Below are 20,944 nucleotides of genomic sequence, written 5' to 3'. Positions count from 1 at the left end.
TGGGGCATATCTCATGATGCTGATGCACCGCAGAGGTTTACCGTATCATAATCTTCTTGCCGCTGTTGATGTAAACGCCGGGCTGGGTGGGGCGATGGGAGTATTGGCGACCCTGCAGGTCGTACCAGATAGTGGGTCGGCGCTGGATGTCGGTGGTCACGGTGGTTATGGCGGTAGGAGGCTGCGGGGTCACATCGGGCACGTAGTAATGGTTCTGGCTGTCCTTGCTGGTGGCAATTTCGAGGAACGCGTCCTTGTTGATGTCGTACACGTTGACGGTCTGGGGAGAACCGCTGGCGGTGCTGAAGACAAATGAGAGCATGGCATCGCGCTTGGTTATACGGTAGGTGCGGCTGTACCACTTGCGCCCTTCTATAGTCTTAGCGACGGTGACGGCGTCGCCGGGCCACGTGCCAGTGGCAGTGAAGTTGTCGCCGTACTGGTCGTCCCAAGCCCAGAAGTTTACGCGGCTCCATCCCACGTTGTCAGCGTTCACGTTTATGGTGATGTCGTAGGGAGTGAAGGCCTCGGGAGCGCTTACCTCATAGGTGCGCGTGATGACAGCCGATACCGTGGTGCCTACGAGCAGTCCCACACTCAGCGTGGTGGTGCCGGCGGGGATGTCGACGAGCGTGCCACTTGCCGCCTTGCGGCTCTGCGCGGTGGGCGTGGTTCCGTCGGTGGTGTAGACCAGTTGCGCACCCGGCTGGCTGCTCACCGCAGTGAGACGAGCCTTCTGCACATCGTCATAGTGACCGGAGGGAAGGTCGACCCAAGCCACGTTGCTGCTGTTGCTGAGCAAGTAGCGATAGTGATATCCGCGCAGTATCTCGGTATAACCCGCCGGAGCCTGGTAAGCGTTGGCGCGCTGGCCCATCACGGCGTAGAGAGTGCCGTGAGCACCTTCGGTCTTGAGGACATTGCACTGCGTGGCTACATACTCGTTGAAGACGGTGGTGCTGGTATTGGTGATGCCAGCTATGTGGCGGGCATTAATCATCATCTTGATGTCTGTGGGGTATGCCTGCCAATGCTTGTAGAAGACACAGGGCGTGCCGCAGGCAGCGAGGATGTAGGCGTTGGCAGCAAGCGTGTCTTTGCGTATAGGGTCTTGCTGCTCCGTGCTGGATCGATACTCGGTGTCGTGGTTTTCCACAAAACTCACCGCATAGCGGCGGTAGGCAGCATCGCCGACGAGTCCGTTCTTTGCCCTGGCGCTCCAATTGGAAGCGATGAGGTCGCGCACGGCGTAACGCACGGGGAAGTCGAAGGCAGCCGATGTGGGCTCGCCGTTGACCTTGGTGGCATTTATCCAGGCCTTGACGGTATTGGCGTTGCCGTCCCAGTATTCGCCTACGGAGAAGCGAGGCTTGAGGGCGGTGTTGTAGATGCCAGTGAACATTCCGGCGTAGCCCTTGACCATGTCGTAACGCAATCCGGCGTAGCCGAAGTCGTTGAGCAGCATGTCGAGGTAAGCCTTCACCACGCTCTGCACGTTGGAACTGTAGTGGTCGAGGTCGCGCATGCCATCCCAGTCGTCGCCCGAGTCATACTTGTTGCTGAGACTCAGCTTAGGACTCTGGCCGACAGCCCAGTTGTAGGTGCTACCACCATCATCGTCGTGGCAGATGTCGGTAGAATACATGCGGTAGGTCGTGCCCTTGTATGTCTCTACAGGGAAGTCGGTCCAGCTGGTGAGGGTATTGCGGTGGTTGATGACCACATCGGCAATGGTGCCAATGCCCTTGCTCTTGAAGGTCTTGATCATCGAGCGCAGTTGGGTCTCGTTGCCAAACGAGCTGTTGTAATTGCTGAACCAGTAAAGGTCGTCGTAGCCCATGGAACGTCCGCTGCCGCAGTTGGCACTCTGCGGTATCCATACCAGACTGAAGTAGGGTGCGAGGTCATCGGCCTGGGCTTCGAGGTTGAACCACTTTGACGCGCGGTATGAATCCCAATAGAATCCTTGCAGCATCACGCCGTCGTAGTTGGCTGGCCAACCCTGTGCATGGATGCCTAATGTTGCCATAAGGGCAACGAGAGTCATGTAAAATGTCTTCATCTTATTCTGTTTTTAGTTACTATCAGAGCAGAGGGCATACCCATACTATCGTATACCCCAATTATGGTTGTCGGCGAGGTTAGTCCGCTTGCATCGCGCCGCTGGGCAACCCCTTTGGTTTATACTCCAAAGTTATCTCAAATTCCCCTATAAACAAGTGTGACAGAGTGAGAAACGTACAAACCAGTTGCGCAATCGTTTGCACGTTGGCGCGTCGCCAATAAAAAAAGAGACCACTCACGCCAAGTGAGCAGTCTCTTCCAATCTAACTTAAAAAATCTAAAGCCTTAACGAATCTATGTGACAAAATGTATCTATGTCTTAAGGATTTACAATTACTTTGCGATAGGGGTGAACGAGTAGGTGCCATCCTCGAGATTGATGGTTAACAGCAAATCTCCGCTCATCTTCAGGCATCCTGCACCTACATCATTCTTTGCGGTACGTCCAACGAGGCTTCCTTCGGCAGCACCGTCGCCGTTTTCAACCACACCATAGGCTGCATTGTCAGCGTCTACCCAGTTGCCATTTCGGAATGTAGACTCAGGCACAACCTTCCACCACCATCCGGAGGCAGCATCGCTCTCGCTGATGTTCACCTTAAGGGTGAATACGGGGTTGTCGTAGGGGTCGCCACTGTGGTCAAACTTGATGGCATTAGCTACCGACCATCCGTTGATGGTACCCAGCAGGTAGTAGTTGTTCTCGATGACGAGGTCGCTCGGGTAAGGAGTAACCTTCACCTGGGAGGCGCCCAGATAAGTGTTGGGGTCGCCTACGCGGACTACTGAAGTCCCGTCCTTGACGATGTAAGCGGCGTAGCGCAGGTAGAGCTGCTTGGCCTTGGAGCCGCGGCTGATAGCTGCCACATAAGCGTTCTGGAAGTCAGAGGCTTTCACGACAGCTGTGTCGGAATCCATTTCGCATACCAGGGTGCCGTACTTGGCGAAGTCGGCGGTCTTGCTGAACTGCAGCTCGTACATCATCTTGCTGCCAGCGGGGAGGTTCTTCACGCTTTCGGTGAAGAGCTTCACCTTGTTGTCCTTCATATATGCCTCCTGCAGATTGACTGCCTCGGGGACAATGCTCTTGAGCGTGATGTCGTCGACAGCAAAGGCTTGCTCCTGAGGATTAACCTGTGGCAGGGCCTCTGTCCAGTCGTCATCGCACGAGGCGAAGACGAGAGACAGGACTGCTATAAATGCTATTGTTGATTTCTTCATGATTATGTTCACTTTGACGTTACTGAAATGTTAACCTACTTTCTCGAATTTGACGGTCATCTTAGAGTCGTTGCTCATATTGACGGTAATCTTGACTTTTCCGCCAGCCCAGCCGGGCAACTGGTAGCTACCCTTACCCTTGACGATGGCTCCGTCGTAAATGCCGTTGGTCATACTGATGTCCTTGGGTGAGTCTTTCTCCTGGCTACCGTAAGAATCCTTGTCCCATCCAGTCAGAGCTGTGTAGAAACGGAACTGGAACTTATCTGCAGGAATGTCGAATTCTCCGTAATAGACCTTGCTGCCTACAGCATTGTCGTCCTCGAAGAGTTTCCAGGGTTCGTAGTGGGCCTTATTATCTTCGGAAGGACCAGTCCAACCCTCAGGTGCACCTACGAGGTAGATGTAGCCCGGCAGACGCAGAGCGAAGTAGCCCTTAATCTTCTCCATAGCCACAACATTTGAGAGGATGCTGGTGTCCTCGTACTTCAGGATTTGAGACCTTACGCGGAAGTATACCTTGCGGGCAGGCTCGTCGGTGTAGGTTTCCTCACTCGTGATGCCGCGCAGTTTGCAGATGGCTTCTGCTATCTGGCTTGCCTTCACGTTCAGGTTGCATGAAGTGTAGGCGTCGCCAAGTTCAACAAAATTAGCGAAGGTCGCATCGAGTGACACCTGCATGTAGTAATTGGCTGATGCAGCGAAGCCATAGTCGGCCTGCGAGCAAGTGAAGTTTACAGTGCCAGCCTCCTTGTCATAGCCAAGGTCTACGTATTGGTTGGCAGTAGCCGGTGTGTTCAGCACGAGCTTGGTAGGCGTCTGGATGACGGGGTTCTCCTCTTCAGGGCCGCTGCACGAAGCGGTGGCAAGCACCAGGCTGATGAAGCTGAACAGTATATAACTTAATTTTTTCATTGCTTAATCTGTTTATAAAGATTGATTGATGCTTAATAATTGGGGTTCTGCTTGAAGTCGGGCTGAGCAGCGATTACCGATGAAGGAATCGGGAATACGTTCATGTAGTCAGGAATGCTGGCACCCTTGTCTACATTGCCCTTCCATGACCAAGTGTACTTGCTGCCGGTAAAGAGTCCGAAGCGAACGAGGTCTGTACGGCGCACGTTCTCCCAGTACAACTCGCGGCAACGCTCGTCAATCATGTTCTGCTCGTTGAGGTCGGTCTGAGTCCATGCTGAAACGCCTGCACGTTCACGTACATAGTTGGCATATTCCACACCCTTGGCCTTGTCGGCAGCTCCGCGCATTGCACACTCGGCAAACATCAGATAGACATCGGCCAGACGGATGAGGGGAAGGTCGGTGTTGGGGAACTTGGTGATTTCACCCTTCTTGAAATTACCGTTGCTGCCGCGCAGCAGATTGGTAAACTTAACCACGCCATAGCCGTCGGTAAACTTAGAGAATGCGGTGTTCTCCTTCTTGAATCCGTCTACATCCTTCTTCCACATAGACCAGCGTACGTCGTTGGGCTCGGAAGCAAACTTGTCGGCAAATTCCTTGGTGGCGTGCATACAGCCCCACTGCTGGTTGAGTCCATAGTCCTCGCAGTTCATATAAGCGCCATCGTTATCGACGGTCAGGTTGCTGATAGCTGCGCAGCAGAGGAAGGTGGTGCCTCCGTAAGGAGTGAGCTCAACGGCATCGTAGGGAATACCCCAAAGGATTTCGTTGACATCTGAGCCACCTGGCATATATACATCGTTGTCGCCGCAGAACAGATAGAGGTAGTGCTCTGCAAGACCAGAGCCCTTGAAACCTTTGCCCTTATGGCGTGCGATGATGTTCTCGCAGTGCTGAGCGCACTTGTCGTAGGCTGGAGTGCCGGTAAAGACGCCTGCATTGAGATAGAGACGGGCGAGAAGAGCCTCAACGCCGTCCTTGCCTACGCGACCGTAGTGGGGAGTGGCATCAGACATGTTGGCAACGATGTCTTCCAACTCGCTGGCCAGCCATGTGTAAAGCTCGACGCGTGAAATCTGCTTGGGCTTGCTTCCTACGGCGTCGTCTTCGGTGACGAAACCACCCATACCGAAGAGGTCTACGATATTATAGTAGCTCATGGCGCGCAGCGCACGGGCTTCGAGAGCCATATCCTTGAACTGGTCCTTGCCCTTGATGAGGCGCAGGAAGTCGTTGCAGATGGCTATCTCTACATACATACGGCTGTATGTACCGAAGATGTTGGCGTTGCCCTTACCCCATGTGTTGGTGTTAAGGTCGATGACGCCCTCGTCTTTCCATATCCACTTTGTCTCGTCGGTGGGGAACTCGTTGAGCATAAAGAGCGCACGTGTGTACTGCCCGGTACCGCCGTCGAGACCAGAGATATCTGAATCTCCGTCGGGACCGCCCTGGCCAGATACAGCCAAGCCAGAGTAACACTTAGCCAACACGGCCTCGTAAGCAGCCTCTGTCATGTTGCCGGCTGTGGTGGTGTTCGGATCATTGGGCTCAAGATCCAAATCGCCGATACAGGATGTGGTGGTCAGGGCCAGACCTGCAAACAATGCTGAAGCTATGATGCTTTTATATGATTTCATATTATTATAGTCTTTATTGTATTGTTAGACGCTTGTTGTATGATTTAGAAACTTGCCACTACACCGATGGTGAAGGTTGTAGCACGTGGGTAGACGTCGCGGTCGATACCGCTTGCCACCTCTGGGTCGAGACCCTTATACTTGGTGATGACAAATGGGTTCTGGACTGCTCCGTAGAGACGCAGACGCATCTTGTTGTCGAGCAGATAGGGCCATGTGTGACCCAGTGTGATGTTGTCGCAGCGCAGGAAGCTGGCATTGCGCAGCCAGTAGTCGCTCTTCATGATGCCTATTGCAGGATTGACGGTACCGTTGAAGTAGTAATCGGTCTGGATGAGGTTGTTTAACTTACCGTTCTTCCAACAGTTGTCAACGACAGCATGGTCAGACATGGCGTCGGCATAAACATAGTTGCCGATGTTGGCGTGCATTGCGATACCGAGGTCCCAGTTCTTCCAGTTGAAAGTAGAAGAGAAGCTCATTGTCACCTTCGGGTCTTTGCTGTGATATATGCGGCGGTCGTCGTCGTTGATTACACCGTTATTATCCTGGTCTACGTATACACCTTCCAGTGGCTTGCCGTCCTTGTCGTACACCTGCTCAAAGAGGTAGAATGAATTGACTGGATGACCAACGGCCTGTACCTGGCAGTTGTTTCCGTTACCAGAAGAGATGGCGCCTGTCTCAATATATGAACCATCGTTGTTGAGCTTGGTAATCTTGTTCTTGTTGTAAGCCACGTTGTAGCTGGCAGTCCAAGAGAAGTCTTTGGTCACGATAGGACGTGCTGTGATAGAGAACTCGACACCCTGGTTCTTCAGTGTTCCGATGTTCTGGTTCATCATGTTGGTGGTAGACGAACCGCTGGGTACTGATACGTAGCTCAACAAGTCCTTTGACTTACGCAGATAGAAATCCAAGCTGGCAGAGATGCGGTTGTTGAGGAAGGCAACATCAACACCGGCGTCCCATGTAGTAGTCTCCTCCCACTTCAGTTTGGGGTCGTAACCCGAGGGGTACATGGTAGAGATGAAACCATTGCCGCTGAGTGAAGGATAGTTAGAGCCCTGTACAGACGATACGTATGTGGCGAGGTAAGGATAGTAGTTGTCGCCGATATCCTGCTGACCAGTGACACCCCAACTGAGGCGGAGTTTCAGTTCGTCCATCACCTTCTTGACGCTCTTCATCCAAGGTTCGTCAGTGACTTTCCATGCGAATGCCGCTGCGGGGAATACGCCCCAACGGTTTTCCTTGCTGAAACGTGAAGAAGCATCACCACGTACGGTGAATGTCAAGAGGTAGCGGTCCATCAGAGTATAGTTGATTCGTCCGAAGAATGACAGCAACTGAAGATGCTTAGCCCATGCCGTCTTGGCGGGGTCGGTGTAGGTAGTACCCTCACGCTGTGTACCCCAGTTGAGAGTATAGGTGCCGTCAGCGTTGAGAACAGGAGTGCTGAAACCGTCGGTGGTGAAAACAGTACCGTTGTTGTGGCCGTCGCTATAGAAGCGCTGCCAAGAATAACCAGCTGTAACATCGAAGAACGACTTGATGCAGTCTACCTGCTTCTGGTAGTTCATATAGAAATCGAGCAAGGTATTGCTCTTGAACTGCTCGATGTACTGGTGAGTACCGGCACCGTCGTTGCGCCATCCGTCCCATGCTGTAGGTGAGTTGGCTGCAGTGTAGAGGTTCTCCTTAGACTTGCTCACATCGTAACCGAGGTTGAGGTTGAAGTGCAGGTCGGGCAACCATTTCAGTGCATAGTCAATCTGCAGGTTACCGTTGCTGCGCAGTACTGTGGCCTTGTCGTCCTTGTCGGTAGCAGTGGCAATTGGGTTGTTTGTACCGTTGGTGTTGAAAGCCGCACCATTCATGTGAGAGTAGTAACCGTTCCAGAGCTTGTAGCCATCAATGCCACCCTTCATCTGAGCATTATTATAAATAGGTGCAGATGGGTCCATAGCGATGGCAGCTGCCACTGCACCGCTGTTGGTGAACTGGTTCTTTATCCAGTAGCCCTTGACGTTGGCCTTAATCTTGAGTCGGTGATTGAGGAACTCAGGAGTAAGATTGAAGCCCACGGTGGCACGATCCATGCGAGAGTCCATCAGAATACCATTGTTATTGGTGTAGCTGGCTGACACGCGATAAGGCAGACAGCCGGTAGTTCCACCCACGCTCAGGTTGTAGTCGTGAGAGACGGTGGTACGCAGCACTTCGTCCTGCCAGTTGGTGTTGAGCACGCCATACTTCTGGGCGTTGGCCTGAATATACTTAATGGGGTCGCTGTCAGCGCCAAAATGCTGTGTCAGAACTTCTGTCAATGCATCTGTAGACAAAGACTTGTAGGTCTTGCGGGCAGTGTTGACATACATATTGGCGGAGAAGTTTACCTGAGGCTTGCCCTTCATACCGCGCTTGGTGGTGATGATGATGACACCATTGGAAGCGCGCGAACCGTAAATGGCTGTAGCGGAAGCATCCTTGAGGATGGTCATGTTTTCAATGTTGTCAGGGGCAATCATCGAGAGCGGGTTGCCCATACCCTGTATACCAGAGTTGTCCAATGGCACACCGTCGATGACGATAAGCGGGTCGTTGTTGGCGTTGAGTGAAGAACCACCACGCACACGGATTGTACCGCCGCCTTCAGGTCCACCGGCAGAGGTTACGGTTACACCAGGAGCCTGACCTACCAGAAGGTCCTGAGCCGATGTAGCAAGTCCGGCCTGCACCTCACTTGGCTTTACCGTGTTGATAGAACCTGTAAGGTCGTTTTTCTTTACAGTACCATAACCGATGACCACCACCTCATTGAGGAGCTTGTCATCACTGGAGAGAGTTACGGTCATGTTGCCCGTTGCCTTGATGGTCTGTGGCAACATGCCCAAGAAGGTGAATGTAAGTTCTGTACCAGGGGCTGCATCGATGGTGAAGTTGCCATCAACATCGGTAATGCCTACGGCTTTACCTTTGACAGTGATGGTTGCACCCATGAGAGGTTCGCCCGAAGCATCTTTCACATGTCCCTTGATGGCATTGTTCTGCGCAAAGGAACTTGTTGCAAGGAGAAGACTGCCGGCAAGTACCAACGTCTTCAGAGGCAATTTGATTTTCAACTGCTTCATGTTTTGCTGTTTTTAGTTATAGATATATTATGTAAATGAAGTTCAGTAGTTATTGGGCTCATTTCAATCTGCTTGCAAAGTTAGGGTTAATCTAATCACCTTGTATCTTTTTTTTGCGAAAACTGCTACAATCTCAATGCAAACGATTGCACTACAATTTAATATTTTGTGCAAAGAAAAGCATTACACATTCGGGAATAATGACTAATTTTGCGACATAACTGAAAACCATGGCAGATAAGTCACCTATGACAATGCGAGACATAGCCCGCGACTTGGGCATCTCGGTAGCGACAGTCAGTCGTGCGCTCAACGACAGTCCCCGCATCAGCGCGTCACAAAAAGAACGCATCAAGGCATACGCGAAAGAACATAACTTTTGCCCGAATGTCATTGGTGAGGCGTTGCGCCACACCCATAGCCAGCCAATGAAGGTTATCGGCGTAATCATTCCTGAGTTTGTGCATTACTACTTTTCGTCTATCCTCTCGGGAATAGAAGAGGAAGCGCGTGCGCGCGGTTATCGTGTGATGGTGGCACAGAGCAACGAGCGTTACGACAAGGAGGTGGCAATCTGCGACGACTTCTATAAGAATAAGGTGTGTGGCGTCATCGTGTCGCAAGCCAAGGATACCAGACAGTATGACCACTTCCGCCAGCTTATGGACAATGGGGTGCCACTTGTGTTTTATGACCGTATCTGCACCGGCGTCAACGGTTCGCGAGTGGTGGTGGATGATTATAACGGAGCCTTTACGGCGGTGACCCACCTGATAGATACCGGCTGCAAGCGTATCGCCTTCTATGGCTCGCCGATGAACCTGGAACTGTCGAAGAACCGCTATAACGGCTATCGTGACGCCTTGGCCAAAAACGGATTGAAGATAGACGAAAAACTTGTGCGTATATGTGACAACCGCGCGCAGGCTGAGGCAATTACACCCGAAATACTCTCTCTGCCTGACGACGAGCGCCCCGACGCCTTCTTCGCCATCAACGACGACACCGCCATAGGCATACTCTACACCGCCAAACGCATGGGGTTCGGCATCCCCAACGACATAAGCATCTGCGGATTTACCAACGGCGAACGTGCCATAGCCTGCGACCCGATGCTCACCACGGTGGAACAACGTGGCGTGGTTGTGGGTGAGGAGGCTGCCAATATACTCATCAGCCAGGTGGAAGGTTCGCTGCCGCGTAATGAGGTGGCCATGCGTGTGGTGAGGACGCGACTGGTCGTGAGAGGCACCACCCGCTGAACGGATAAAAAACAGAATAACAGAAAACCAAATAACAATGACCCAAAAGCCTAATCTTTCATTCTGGAAACTCTGGAATTTGAGTTTCGGATTCTTTGGCGTACAGATAGCTTACGCCCTGCAAAGCGCCAACATATCGCGCATCTTTGCCACACTGGGGGCTGACCCCCACAACCTCAGCTATTTCTGGATATTGCCTCCTCTGATGGGCATCCTCGTACAACCCATAGTAGGCACGCTCAGCGACAGGACATGGTGTCGCTTCGGGCGTCGCATCCCGTACCTCTTCGTAGGAGCCACAGTGGCTGTACTGGTAATGTGCCTGCTGCCCAATTCCGGTTCGTTCGGTATGGCTGTCGGCACGGCCATGGTCTTCGGACTTATCTCGCTGATGTTTCTCGACACGAGCATCAATATGGCCATGCAGCCATTCAAGATGCTTGTGGGCGACATGGTGAATGAGGAACAGAAGTCGCTCGCCTACTCCATCCAGTCATTTCTCTGTAATGCCGGTTCGCTTGTAGGCTACGTATTTCCGTTCTTCTTTACGGCTCTCGGCATTTCCAACGAAGCCGCAAAGGGCGTAATACCCGACTCGGTCATCTATTCGTTCTATGTCGGAGCAGCCATACTCATCCTCTGCGTCATCTTCACCACGTTGAAGGTAAAGGAGTGGACCCCCGCGGAATACGCCGAATACAACGAGGCCCAACCTCAGACAGAAGAGAAGTGCGCAGGCTGGATAACGCTTCTCAAGAATGCGCCGACGATGTTCTGGAAGGTCGGACTCGTACAGTTCTTCTGCTGGGCTGCCTTTATGTATATGTGGACCTACACCAACGGTACCATTGCCGAAACCGTATGGCACACCACCGACGTGGTTTCCAAGGGCTACCAAGAGGCGGGCAACTGGGTTGGCGTGCTGTTCTTCTGGCAAGCCATCGGGTCGGTGCTGTGGGCTATGGCGCTTCCGAAGTTCAAGAACGAGAAGCTGGCTTACGCCCTGAGCCTGGTTATCGGCGGAATAGGCTTTGCCCTTGTGCCGTTTATCGGCGACAAGAACATGCTCGTACTGCCCTTCCTGCTCATAGGCTGTGCTTGGGCAGCCATGCTCGCCATGCCGTTTGCCTTTGTCACCAACGCCCTTGAGGGCTACAGCCATAAGGGCGCTTATCTCGGACTCTTCAACGGCACCATCTGTATTCCCCAGATTGTGGCAGCCCTGTGTGGCGGCCACCTCCTTCATCTCGTCGGCTCCCACCAGAGCCACATGATGATTGTGGCTGGCGTATTGCTTGTCTGCGGTGCCTTCTCTGTGGCAGCCATCAGGAGCAACAGGAATAAATAGTTCTCATGGTAATAATCCTATAACCCATATACATAATGACTATACACTTTCATATAGAATACCGTACTGCATTCGGCGAGGAACTCTCGCTCTGCTTCATGGACAATGACGAGGTGAAGACACTTCGTATGACCACCATAGACGGAGTGGACTGGTGGTGCGACCTTTCGCTGCGTACATCCACCCCTAACCTTATATATTATTATAAGGTGACGACAGATGGCACTTTCGAGCGAAGCGAATGGCTGACGGTGAAGCATGTGCTCGACTTCACGTGTACCGCTGCAACCGAATACCACGTGTACGACCGTTGGAATGATATGCCTGAAGACTCGTATCTCTACAGTTCTGCATTTACCGACTGCATCAACCATCAGGTTCCGCAGCCTCTCAAGTCCACATCCTTTGCCCGCACGCTGCGTCTCATCGTACGGGCACCGCAACTCCGCGACGGAGAGCGTCTGGCAGTGATAGGTGCGCAGAAGGCTTTAGGCGAATGGTGTCCGGACAAGGCCGTGCCCATGACGCTTCACAACTACTGCGAATGGGCTGTCGACATCGACGCCGAGCAGTTTCGTGGCGAGCCGATAGAGCTGAAGTTTGTGGTAACAAACGCTTCCGGACACGTGATGATGTGGGAGTGTAGCAGCAACCGCACCATCGCCCTGCCCGACATGAATAAGGGCGCGATGGTGGTGTACAACTTGGATCAGGCTTTCTTTGAGATATGGAACCGCAAACTGGCAGGTACGCTTGTCCCGGTCTTCTCGCTCCGCACCAAGAAGAGTGCGGGCGTGGGCGACTTCGGCGACCTCAAGATGATGATAGACCTGATGGCGAAGACAGGACAGCGCGTGCTGCAGTTGCTCCCCATCAACGACACCACCATCACCCACACCTGGACCGACTCTTATCCCTACAGTTGCATCAGCATCTTCGCCATACATCCCCAGTATGCCGACCTTCGCGCTTTGCCCGAGTTGAAGGACAAGGATGCGCGCAGTGAGGCTGAAGCAGAGCGCCGCAGACTCAACGCCCTGCCACAGATAGACTATGAGAAGGCAAACGCCTTCAAGTTGGACTACTTAGGCAAAGTCTATCAGCAGGAAGGCAAGAAGATGATGAAGAGCGCGCAGTTTAAGGCGTTCTTCCAGGAAACCCAGAGCTGGCTCGTGCCCTATGCCCAGTATTCATGGCTGAGAAACGAGAACGGTACAGCCGATTTCTCTCAGTGGAAAGACCATAATGTATGGAACGAGGCCGACCGTGCTCTGCTGTCAGACCCTCGCACTAAGGAATACCAGACTGTGGCTTTCTTCTATTTCGTTCAGTACGTGCTGTCGGCGCAGATGAAGGACGCCCACGAGTATGCCAGGCAGAAGGGCGTCATCCTCAAGGGCGACATCCCCATCGGCGTAAACAGATACAGCTGCGACGTATGGATGGAGCCCAAATACTTCAATCTTAACGGACAGGCAGGAGCACCGCCAGACGATTTCTCGGTCAACGGTCAGAACTGGGGCTTCCCCACCTACAACTGGGACGAGATGCTCAAGGACGGCTGCCAATGGTGGGTGCGCCGCTTCCAGAATATGTCGCAGTTCTTTGATGCCTACCGCATTGACCATGTCTTAGGCTTCTTCCGCATTTGGGAGATACCCCTCGACTGTGTATATGGACTGACGGGGCAGTTTGCTCCGTCGCAGGCTATGAGCCGTGAGGAAATCATGCAGTACGGGCTCAATTTCCAGGAGGAGCGCTTCACTCAGCCCTTCATTACCGACTGGGTGCTCGACCGTGTCTTCCACGGACGCGCCGACGAGGTGCGCAGCAAGTATCTGGAGCGCATCGACGGCGAGCGTTACCGCATGAAGCCCGAGTTTGATACGCAGCGTAAGATAGAGGCTCACTTTGCCAGCGCAACCCAGCAGGAAGACCTCTGGCTGCGCGACGGACTCTATTCGCTTGTGAGCGACGTGCTCTTTGTGCGCGACCGCAACCGTGCCGATATGTTCCATCCGCGTATCTCAGCCCAGTTCGACTTTATCTATGAGTCGCTCTACGATAATGACAAGCAGGCGTTCAACCGCCTTTACAACGACTATTATTATCGCCGCAACAACCAGTTCTGGTATCGCGAGGCAATGAAGAAGTTGCCCAAGCTGGTACAGGCCACTCGCATGCTCGTATGCGCCGAAGACCTCGGCATGGTGCCCGACTGTGTATCATGGGTGATGAAGCAGCTCAGAATACTCAGCCTCGAGCTCCAGAGCATGCCCAAGTCGCCCACTACGCGCTTCGGACATCTCAGCCAGAACCCTTACTGTTCGGTATGTACCATATCCAGCCACGATATGCCCACGCTCCGCCAGTGGTGGGACGAGGACTACGAACGTACGCAGGATTACTACAACTCTATGCTCTACCGCGAAGGCCCAGCGCCCCATCCGCTGCCAGGATGGCTCGCCGAGGATATCATTGCCCGTCATCTCGACTCGCCTTCGATGCTTTGCGTATTGAGTCTTCAGGACTGGCTTGCCATGAGCGAGCGCCTGCGTCTGCCCGATGCCGATGCCGAGCGCATCAATGTCCCTGCCAATCCTAAGCACTACTGGCGTTACCGCATGCACCTCAACATAGAGGATCTCATGGCCGACGCCAAGTTCACCGACGAGCTGAGCACGCTCATCAGACAGTCTGGCAGATAACATGAAGCAAACAATAACAACTATCAGCATGATAAAGAAATATATCATATTGTTGGCGCTGCTCCCGATGATGGCTGCAGCCCAGACCGTAAAGTCGCCCAACGGCAATGTGTCGCTCACCTTTTCGCTCTCAGACAAGGGCCAGCCCACATACGAAATGAAATACAAGGACAAGCAGGTGGTAAACCCTTCCCACCTCGGACTGGAGCTTGCCCGGGACAAGCACGCCTCTAAAGGCATGGAAGAGACCGACCTGATGGACGGTTTCACGGTTAAGTCCACGCAGACCTCTTCCTTCGACGAGACATGGCGACCCGTGTGGGGCGAGACCGCAACCATCCGCAACCACTACAACGAGATGGCTGTCAACCTGCACCAGCCCTCCTCCGACCGCGACATCACCATCCGTTTCCGCGTTTACGACTATGGCATGGGACTGCGCTACGAGTTTCCGCAGCAGCAGACGCTCAACTATTTCGTGATAAAGGAGGAGCACACCCAGTTTGCGATGACCGCCGACCATACCGCCTACTGGATTCCCGGCGACTACGATACGCAGGAGTATGAGTACAACATCACTCCGCTTACCGGCATCCGCGCGGTTATTGCCAAACACCGCGAGGCATACAAGAGCAACTCGTCCACTACGGTCTTCTCCAACACCGGGGTGCAGACATCGCTGCAGCTCAAGACCAAGGACGGACTCTATATCAATATCCACGAGGCAGCCTGCTTGAACTACCCCACGATGCACCTCAACCTTGACGACAAAAACCTTGTCTTCGAGTCATGGCTTACCCCCGACGCCGTGGGCCGCAAGGGCTTTATCCAGACACCCTTCAACACCCCGTGGCGCACAGTGATGGTTAGCGACGACGCCCGCGACATGCTGTCCTGCAAGCTCACCCTCAACCTCAACGAGCCTTGCAAGATAGAAGATACCTCTTGGATTCATCCCACCAAGTACTGCGGTGTGTGGTGGAATATGATTGTCGGCACCAAGTCATGGAGCTACACCAACGACCTGCCTTCGGTTCGTCTCGGCGTCACCGACTATGCCAAGTGCAAGCCCAACGGCACACATGGCGCAACCAACGAGGAGGTGAAGCGCTATATCGACTTCGCTGCCAAGAATGGCTTGCAGGAAGTGCTGGTCGAGGGTTGGAACGAAGGATGGGAAGACTGGTTCGGCCATCAGAAGCTCGACGTCTTCGACTTCGTCACTCCTTATCCTGACTTTGACATCAAGATGCTCAACGATTATGCCCACGCCAAGGGAGTGAAACTGATGATGCACCACGAGACGTCGTCATCCGCTCTCAACTACGAGCGCCACATGGAGGATGCCTTCAGCCTGATGAACAAGTATGGCTACGACGCTGTCAAGACGGGATATGTCGGCGACATCATCCCTCGCGGCGAATATCACTACAGCCAGCTTATGAACAATCACTATCAGCATGTCATCGAGACTGCCGCCAAGCACCACATCATGGTCAATGCCCACGAGGCTACTCGCCCTACCGGCATCTGCCGCACCTGGCCCAACCTCATAGGCAACGAGAGCGCCCGCGGCACCGAGTATGAGGCTTTCGGCGGAAACGTAGCTTACCATACCGTGATGCTGCCGTTCACCCGTCTGCAGGGTGGCCCGATGGACTATACCCCCGGCATCTTCGAGACCCGACTCTCTGACTGGAGCCAGAACCCGAGCTTCGTCCACACCACCCTCTGCGGACAGCTGTCGCTCTATCTGGTCATGTACAGCCCGTTGCAGATGGCTGCCGACCTGCCCGAACACTACGAGAAGTACGACGACGCCTTCCAGTTCATCCGCGATGTGGCTTGCGACTGGGACGACTCTAAGTATCTTGAGGCCGAGCCTGCCCAATACATCACCGTGGCTCGCAAGGCTAAGGGTACCGACAACTGGTTTGTAGGTGGCAAGACGGGCGAAGAGGCCCGCACGGCTGTAGTGCGCCTCGATTTCCTCGACAAGGGTCGCAAGTACGACTGTGCCATCTATCAGGATGCCAAGGGTGCCGACTACGAGCACAACCCTAAGGCTTACCAGATTATCCACAAGACTGTCAAGAAGGGTGATGTGCTGAAGATTAATGAGGCACGTGGCGGTGGCTTCGCCGTATCACTTATCGCAAAGTAACCGCAACTCCACAGCATCTGGCATGAAGAAGAAATATATGTTACCGGCATTTCTTGCCGCAATGATTACGGTCGGAGCCAACGCGCAGGGACGCTTTGACGAGATGACTTACGACAAGACCAAGACCGTGTTCCGCCTCAATGCGCCCTCTCTCCCCAAAGTGCGTATCTATAAGAACGGACAGGGCGGTCGACCCGTCAAGACCGTGAAGATGCGTGCCATCGGCGACAACCGCTGGGAGGCTACGGTAAAGGGAGACCTCGGCGGCATGTTCTATACTTTCGACATCGGCAGAGGCGAGTGCCCAGGCACGTTTGCCAAGGCTGTTGGAGTCAACGGCAGCCGTGGTGCCATCATCAATATGGCTGACACCGACCCCGTGGGCTGGGCCGACGACCAGCGTCCGCCTCTCGCGTCGCCTGCCGACCTCGTGATTTACGAGCTCCACATGCGCGACTTCTCCATCAGCCCCACCTCGGGCCTGCAGCACCGGGGCAAGTATCTGGCTCTGACCGAGCCTCGCGCCATCGACTATCTGAAGCGCCTTGGCGTCAACGCCATCCATTTCCAGCCCTTGTTCGACTTCGCATCGATAGATGAGACGCAGCTCTATCGCCCCCAGTTCAACTGGGGCTACGACCCGAAGAATTACAATGTGCCTGAGGGCAGTTATTCCACCGACCCATATCAGCCAGGGGTGCGCATACGCGAGTTCAAGGCGATGGTGCAGGCGCTCCACAAGGCTGGCATCCGTGTCATCTTCGATGCCGTCTACAATCATACGTTCGACATCGCCGGGAGCAACTTCCAGCTCACCTACCCCGACTATTACTATCGCAAGACTGCCGACGGACGCTACTCCGATGGCTCGGGCTGCGGCAACGAGACTGCCTCGGAGCGGCCGTTGATGCGCGAGTTTATGATAGAGAGCGTCAAGTACTGGGTCAATGAGTTCCACATCGACGGATTTCGCTTCGACCTCATGGGCATTCACGACATCGAGACGATGAACCAGATACGTGCCGCCGTAGACCAGATTAACCCCACATTATATATATATGGTGAGGGCTGGAGTGCCGGCGCGTGTGCCTATCCGCAGGACAGTCTTGCCATGAAGGCCAACACTCACCGTCTGAATGGCATCGGAGCGTTCAGCGACGACATGCGCGATGCGCTGCGTGGCCCGTTCAGCGACGACACCAAGGGTGCGTTCCTCGCCGGTATCAAGGGCGAGGAGGAGAGCCTCAAGTTCGGCATCGTGGGCGGCATCGCTCATAAGCAGGTCGACATGGCGCGCGTCAACTACGACAAGCAGCCGTGGGCAAACGAGCCTACACAGCAGATTAGCTATGTGAGCTGTCACGACGATATGTGCCTCGTAGACCGGCTCAAGGCGAGCATTCCCGGACTCTCCGACGCGACGAGGCCCGAAGCCGACCGCATGGCAGAGATCATCCGCCTCGACTTGCTGGCCCAGACGGCGGTCTTCACCTCGCAGGGTGTGCCTTTCATGTTGGCTGGCGAAGAGATGTTGCGCGACAAGAAGGGTGTGCACAACAGCTTTGCCTCGCCCGACAGTATCAATGAGTTCAACTGGGACAACCTCAAGCAGCACCCACAGGTCTTTGAGTATTACCGCGCCCTGATAGGCCTCCGCAAGCATCATCCTGCCTTCCGCCTCGCCAGTGCCGACGCCGTAAAGAGTCATCTGGAGTTTATCGCCACTGGCGACTGCCTCGTGGCGTTCCGCCTGAAGGACCTCGAGGGCATCGATACGTGGAGAGAGATTGTCGTCATCCTTAACGCCAACCGGGCTGCTGTGCCCGTGACCATCCCCGAGGGCGAATACACGGTGGCCTGCTGCAACGGCGTCATCTCCGAAGCCGGCATAGGCATGCCCGTCAATGGCAGCGAGGTGGTTGTGCCCCGCCAGTCGGCAATGATACTCTACAAGAAGTAAAACCATAATAAAAACAAGATGATGAAGAAAAAACTGCTATCATTAGTAATGCTTATGAGTGCTATGAGCTTGCATGCGGGAGTAAAGGTAGACCGCATCGAACCCACCAACTGGTATGTCGGCATGAAGGATGCCTCGCTCCAGCTGATGGTATATGGCAAGGACGTGCGCAATGCCGCCGTAGAGGTCAACTATCCCGGAGTGCGCATCGACTCCATCGCGCGTCTCGACTCGCCCAACTATCTCTTCGTCTACCTCAACCTTGAGGGCGCGAAGGCAGGCGAAATGACGCTCACCTTCAAGCAGGGCAAGCAGACGCAGAAGGTGAAGTACCAGCTGAAGGAGCGCGCTATGGCGGGCGACAAGCGCATGGGCTTCACCAATGAGGATGTGCTCTACATGCTCATGCCCGACCGCTTTGCCAATGGCAATCCCCACAACGACGCCTTCAAGAATATGCGCGACAAGACCTGCGACCGCACGGCTCCGAGCCTGCGCCACGGTGGCGACCTTGAGGGTATACGCCAGCACCTCGACTATTTCACCCAACTTGGCGTCACGGCGCTGTGGTTCACACCCGTACTCGAGAACGACAGCCCCAGCAATGGCACCAGCTCCTCCTACCACGGCTACGCCACGACCGACTATTATCGCGTCGACCCGCGCTTCGGAACCAATGAGGAGTATAAGCGTCTCATCGACGAGGCCCACAGCAAGGGTCTGAAGGTGGTGATGGACATGATTTTCAATCATTGCGGCTTTGAGCATCCCTGGGTGGCAGATATGCCGTCCAAAGACTGGTTCAACACGCCCGAATGGCTGCTTCCCGAATACCAGACCGCAGCCCACCAAAAGAAGATGGACACCGTAGACGGAAAGGCTAAAGTCAACGACAAGTATCTGCAGACCAGCTATAAGCTCACACCCGTGCTCGATCCCTACGCCAGCAAGGTAGACCTGAAAGAGACGGTCGACGGTTGGTTCGTGCCCACCATGCCCGACCTCAACCAGCGCAATCCGCACGTCATGAAGTATCTTATCCAGAACAGTGAGTGGTGGATTGAGACTGTTGGCATTGACGGCATCCGCATGGACACTTATCCCTATGCCGACCGCGATGGCATGGCTCTCTGGATGCAGACGCTCGACCGCGAATACCCCAACTTCAACACCGTGGGTGAGACGTGGGTCACCGAGCCTGCCTATACGGCTGCCTGGCAGAAGGACAGCAAGCTCTCCGAGAAGAACAGCTATCTGAAGACCGTCATGGACTTCGCCTTCTACGACCGCATCAATCTGGCTAAGCACGAGGAGACCGACGACTGGTGGAATGGCATGAACCGCATATACAATGTGTTGTGCTATGACTATCTTTATGCCAATCCCAAGAGCGTGATGGCGTTTATTGAGAACCACGACACCGACCGCTTCTTGGGTACGGGCAAAGATACGTTGGCTCTCAAGCAGGCACTGGCTCTGCTGCTGACCATAAACCGTATTCCGCAGCTCTACTACGGCACCGAAGTACTCATGAATGGCACCAAGTCTGTCACCGACGGCAATGTGCGCAAGGACTTCCCCGGTGGATGGGCTGGCGACGCTACCAACGCCTTCACAGCTGAAGGACGCACCAAGGCGCAGAACGATATGTTCAGCTGGACAAGCCGACTGCTCCACTGGCGACAAGGTAACGAGGTGATTACGAAGGGTTCCCAGACCCAGTTCTGCCCCTACCGTGGCATTTATGTGGTGGCGCGTCAGTATAAAGGCAAGACCGTCATGACCGTCATCAATGGCAGAAACGAGGCAGCCGAGCTCGACATCAAGCGTTATGCTGAGATTATCGGCAACGCCGTGAAAGCCACAGATGTGACGACGGGCAGATCCGTAATCATCAACCACAACGTAAAACTCCGTCCCCGCCAGACCATGGTGCTGGACTTCTAAAACAAACAGAAGCCCTTCCCCAACCCTCCCCAAGGGGAGGGCGTCAAACAAAAGCCCCATCCCAACCTTCCCCAAGGGGAAGGAGTTTCTTCTTGCTGTATTTAAGGCAGTTAGAGAACACTCCTTCCTCTTGGTGGAGATGGTTAGGATGGGGCTTATTGTAGCTCTTCCGCTCATGTTGAGGGTTCGGAGAGAGGCCTCCACAAGCAGCGGCAACTCTGTAGGAGTTGCGATTACACAGCCCAGGGATGCCGGCGAAGCACGCTACCCTATATGTAGACAAAGAGCGTGTGGATATGGGAAAGCCCACAAGCAGCGGCAACTCTGTAGGAGTTGCGGTTAGCCGAAGGCGTTACCCGCAGCAGGACAATAGATTGAAATGGGCTGGTAGAAATCATAAGACTGAGTATAACGCCTACGGCTAATCGCAACTCTTACAGAGTAGCAAAAATAGTGGGGGCAGCTACCCAGGGTAGAGGCGCTGCACGCCTCAACCCTGGGCTATGGAATCGCAACTCCTACAGAGTTGCCAAGGCAGAGAGCCCCTCCCCAACCTCCCTAAAGCCCCTCCCCAA

The 20,944-nt window shown here is 54.1% G+C and carries 11 protein-coding genes; 6 read left to right on the top strand and 5 right to left on the bottom strand.

From position 1 onward, the window contains the following. Positions 1 to 37 precede the first annotated feature (37 nt). The 5 genes from CIK92_RS07825 to CIK92_RS07805 all read right to left on the bottom strand — a co-directional run bounded on the left by CIK92_RS07825 (position 38) and on the right by CIK92_RS07805 (position 8,980). Positions 38 to 2,062 (bottom strand): alpha-amylase family glycosyl hydrolase, encoded by a 2,025-nt coding sequence (locus tag CIK92_RS07825; protein WP_094388707.1) that lies wholly within the window; start codon positions 2,060 to 2,062, stop codon positions 38 to 40. A gap of 335 nt (positions 2,063 to 2,397) precedes the next feature. After that, positions 2,398 to 3,285, bottom strand: a complete 888-nt coding sequence (locus CIK92_RS07820) for a DUF5115 domain-containing protein (protein WP_094466920.1) — start codon at positions 3,283 to 3,285, stop codon at positions 2,398 to 2,400. Positions 3,286 to 3,315: 30 nt separating this feature from the next. Continuing rightward, the gene (locus tag CIK92_RS07815) at positions 3,316 to 4,200 is read right to left on the bottom strand and encodes a SusE domain-containing protein (protein WP_094388705.1); all 885 of its coding nucleotides are present in this window, start codon (positions 4,198 to 4,200) and stop codon (positions 3,316 to 3,318) included. A gap of 32 nt (positions 4,201 to 4,232) precedes the next feature. Further along, the gene (locus CIK92_RS07810) at positions 4,233 to 5,846 is read right to left on the bottom strand and encodes a RagB/SusD family nutrient uptake outer membrane protein (RefSeq protein ID WP_094388704.1); all 1,614 of its coding nucleotides are present in this window, start codon (positions 5,844 to 5,846) and stop codon (positions 4,233 to 4,235) included. Between the two features lie 44 nt (positions 5,847 to 5,890). Next, on the bottom strand, positions 5,891 to 8,980 hold the full coding sequence (locus CIK92_RS07805; protein ID WP_254046025.1) for a TonB-dependent receptor: 3,090 nt from the start codon (positions 8,978 to 8,980) through the stop codon (positions 5,891 to 5,893). Between the two features lie 230 nt (positions 8,981 to 9,210). On the opposite strand from CIK92_RS07805, the gene CIK92_RS07800 reads away from it, so the two are divergent. Genes CIK92_RS07800 through CIK92_RS07775 form a run of 6 tightly spaced genes read left to right on the top strand, consistent with a single transcriptional unit; the run spans position 9,211 to position 20,369 of the window. Continuing rightward, a complete protein-coding gene (locus tag CIK92_RS07800) occupies positions 9,211 to 10,242 on the top strand; it encodes a LacI family DNA-binding transcriptional regulator (RefSeq protein ID WP_094385831.1) in 1,032 nt (343 codons plus the stop codon). Between the two features lie 37 nt (positions 10,243 to 10,279). Next, positions 10,280 to 11,590, top strand: coding sequence for an MFS transporter (locus CIK92_RS07795; protein ID WP_094388703.1), 1,311 nt, complete (start codon positions 10,280 to 10,282; stop codon positions 11,588 to 11,590). A gap of 35 nt (positions 11,591 to 11,625) precedes the next feature. Then, positions 11,626 to 14,298 (top strand): 4-alpha-glucanotransferase, encoded by a 2,673-nt coding sequence (locus tag CIK92_RS07790; protein WP_094388702.1) that lies wholly within the window; start codon positions 11,626 to 11,628, stop codon positions 14,296 to 14,298. A 28-nt stretch (positions 14,299 to 14,326) separates the two neighbouring features. Continuing rightward, positions 14,327 to 16,462, top strand: a complete 2,136-nt coding sequence (locus CIK92_RS07785; protein ID WP_094388701.1) for a glycoside hydrolase family 97 protein — start codon at positions 14,327 to 14,329, stop codon at positions 16,460 to 16,462. 37 nt (positions 16,463 to 16,499) lie between these two features. Beyond that, a complete protein-coding gene (gene pulA / locus CIK92_RS07780; RefSeq protein WP_371594125.1) occupies positions 16,500 to 18,422 on the top strand; it encodes a type I pullulanase in 1,923 nt (640 codons plus the stop codon). Between the two features lie 21 nt (positions 18,423 to 18,443). Beyond that, a complete protein-coding gene (locus tag CIK92_RS07775; protein WP_094388708.1) occupies positions 18,444 to 20,369 on the top strand; it encodes a glycoside hydrolase family 13 protein in 1,926 nt (641 codons plus the stop codon). The last annotated feature ends 575 nt before the right edge of the window (positions 20,370 to 20,944 follow it).

Origin of the sequence: Prevotella sp. P4-67, from assembly GCF_002251325.1 — a bacterium.
Taxonomy (GTDB): domain Bacteria; phylum Bacteroidota; class Bacteroidia; order Bacteroidales; family Bacteroidaceae; genus Prevotella.
The sequence above is the reverse complement of the archived record's forward strand: the minus strand, read 5'-3'. Positions and strand labels throughout refer to the sequence as shown.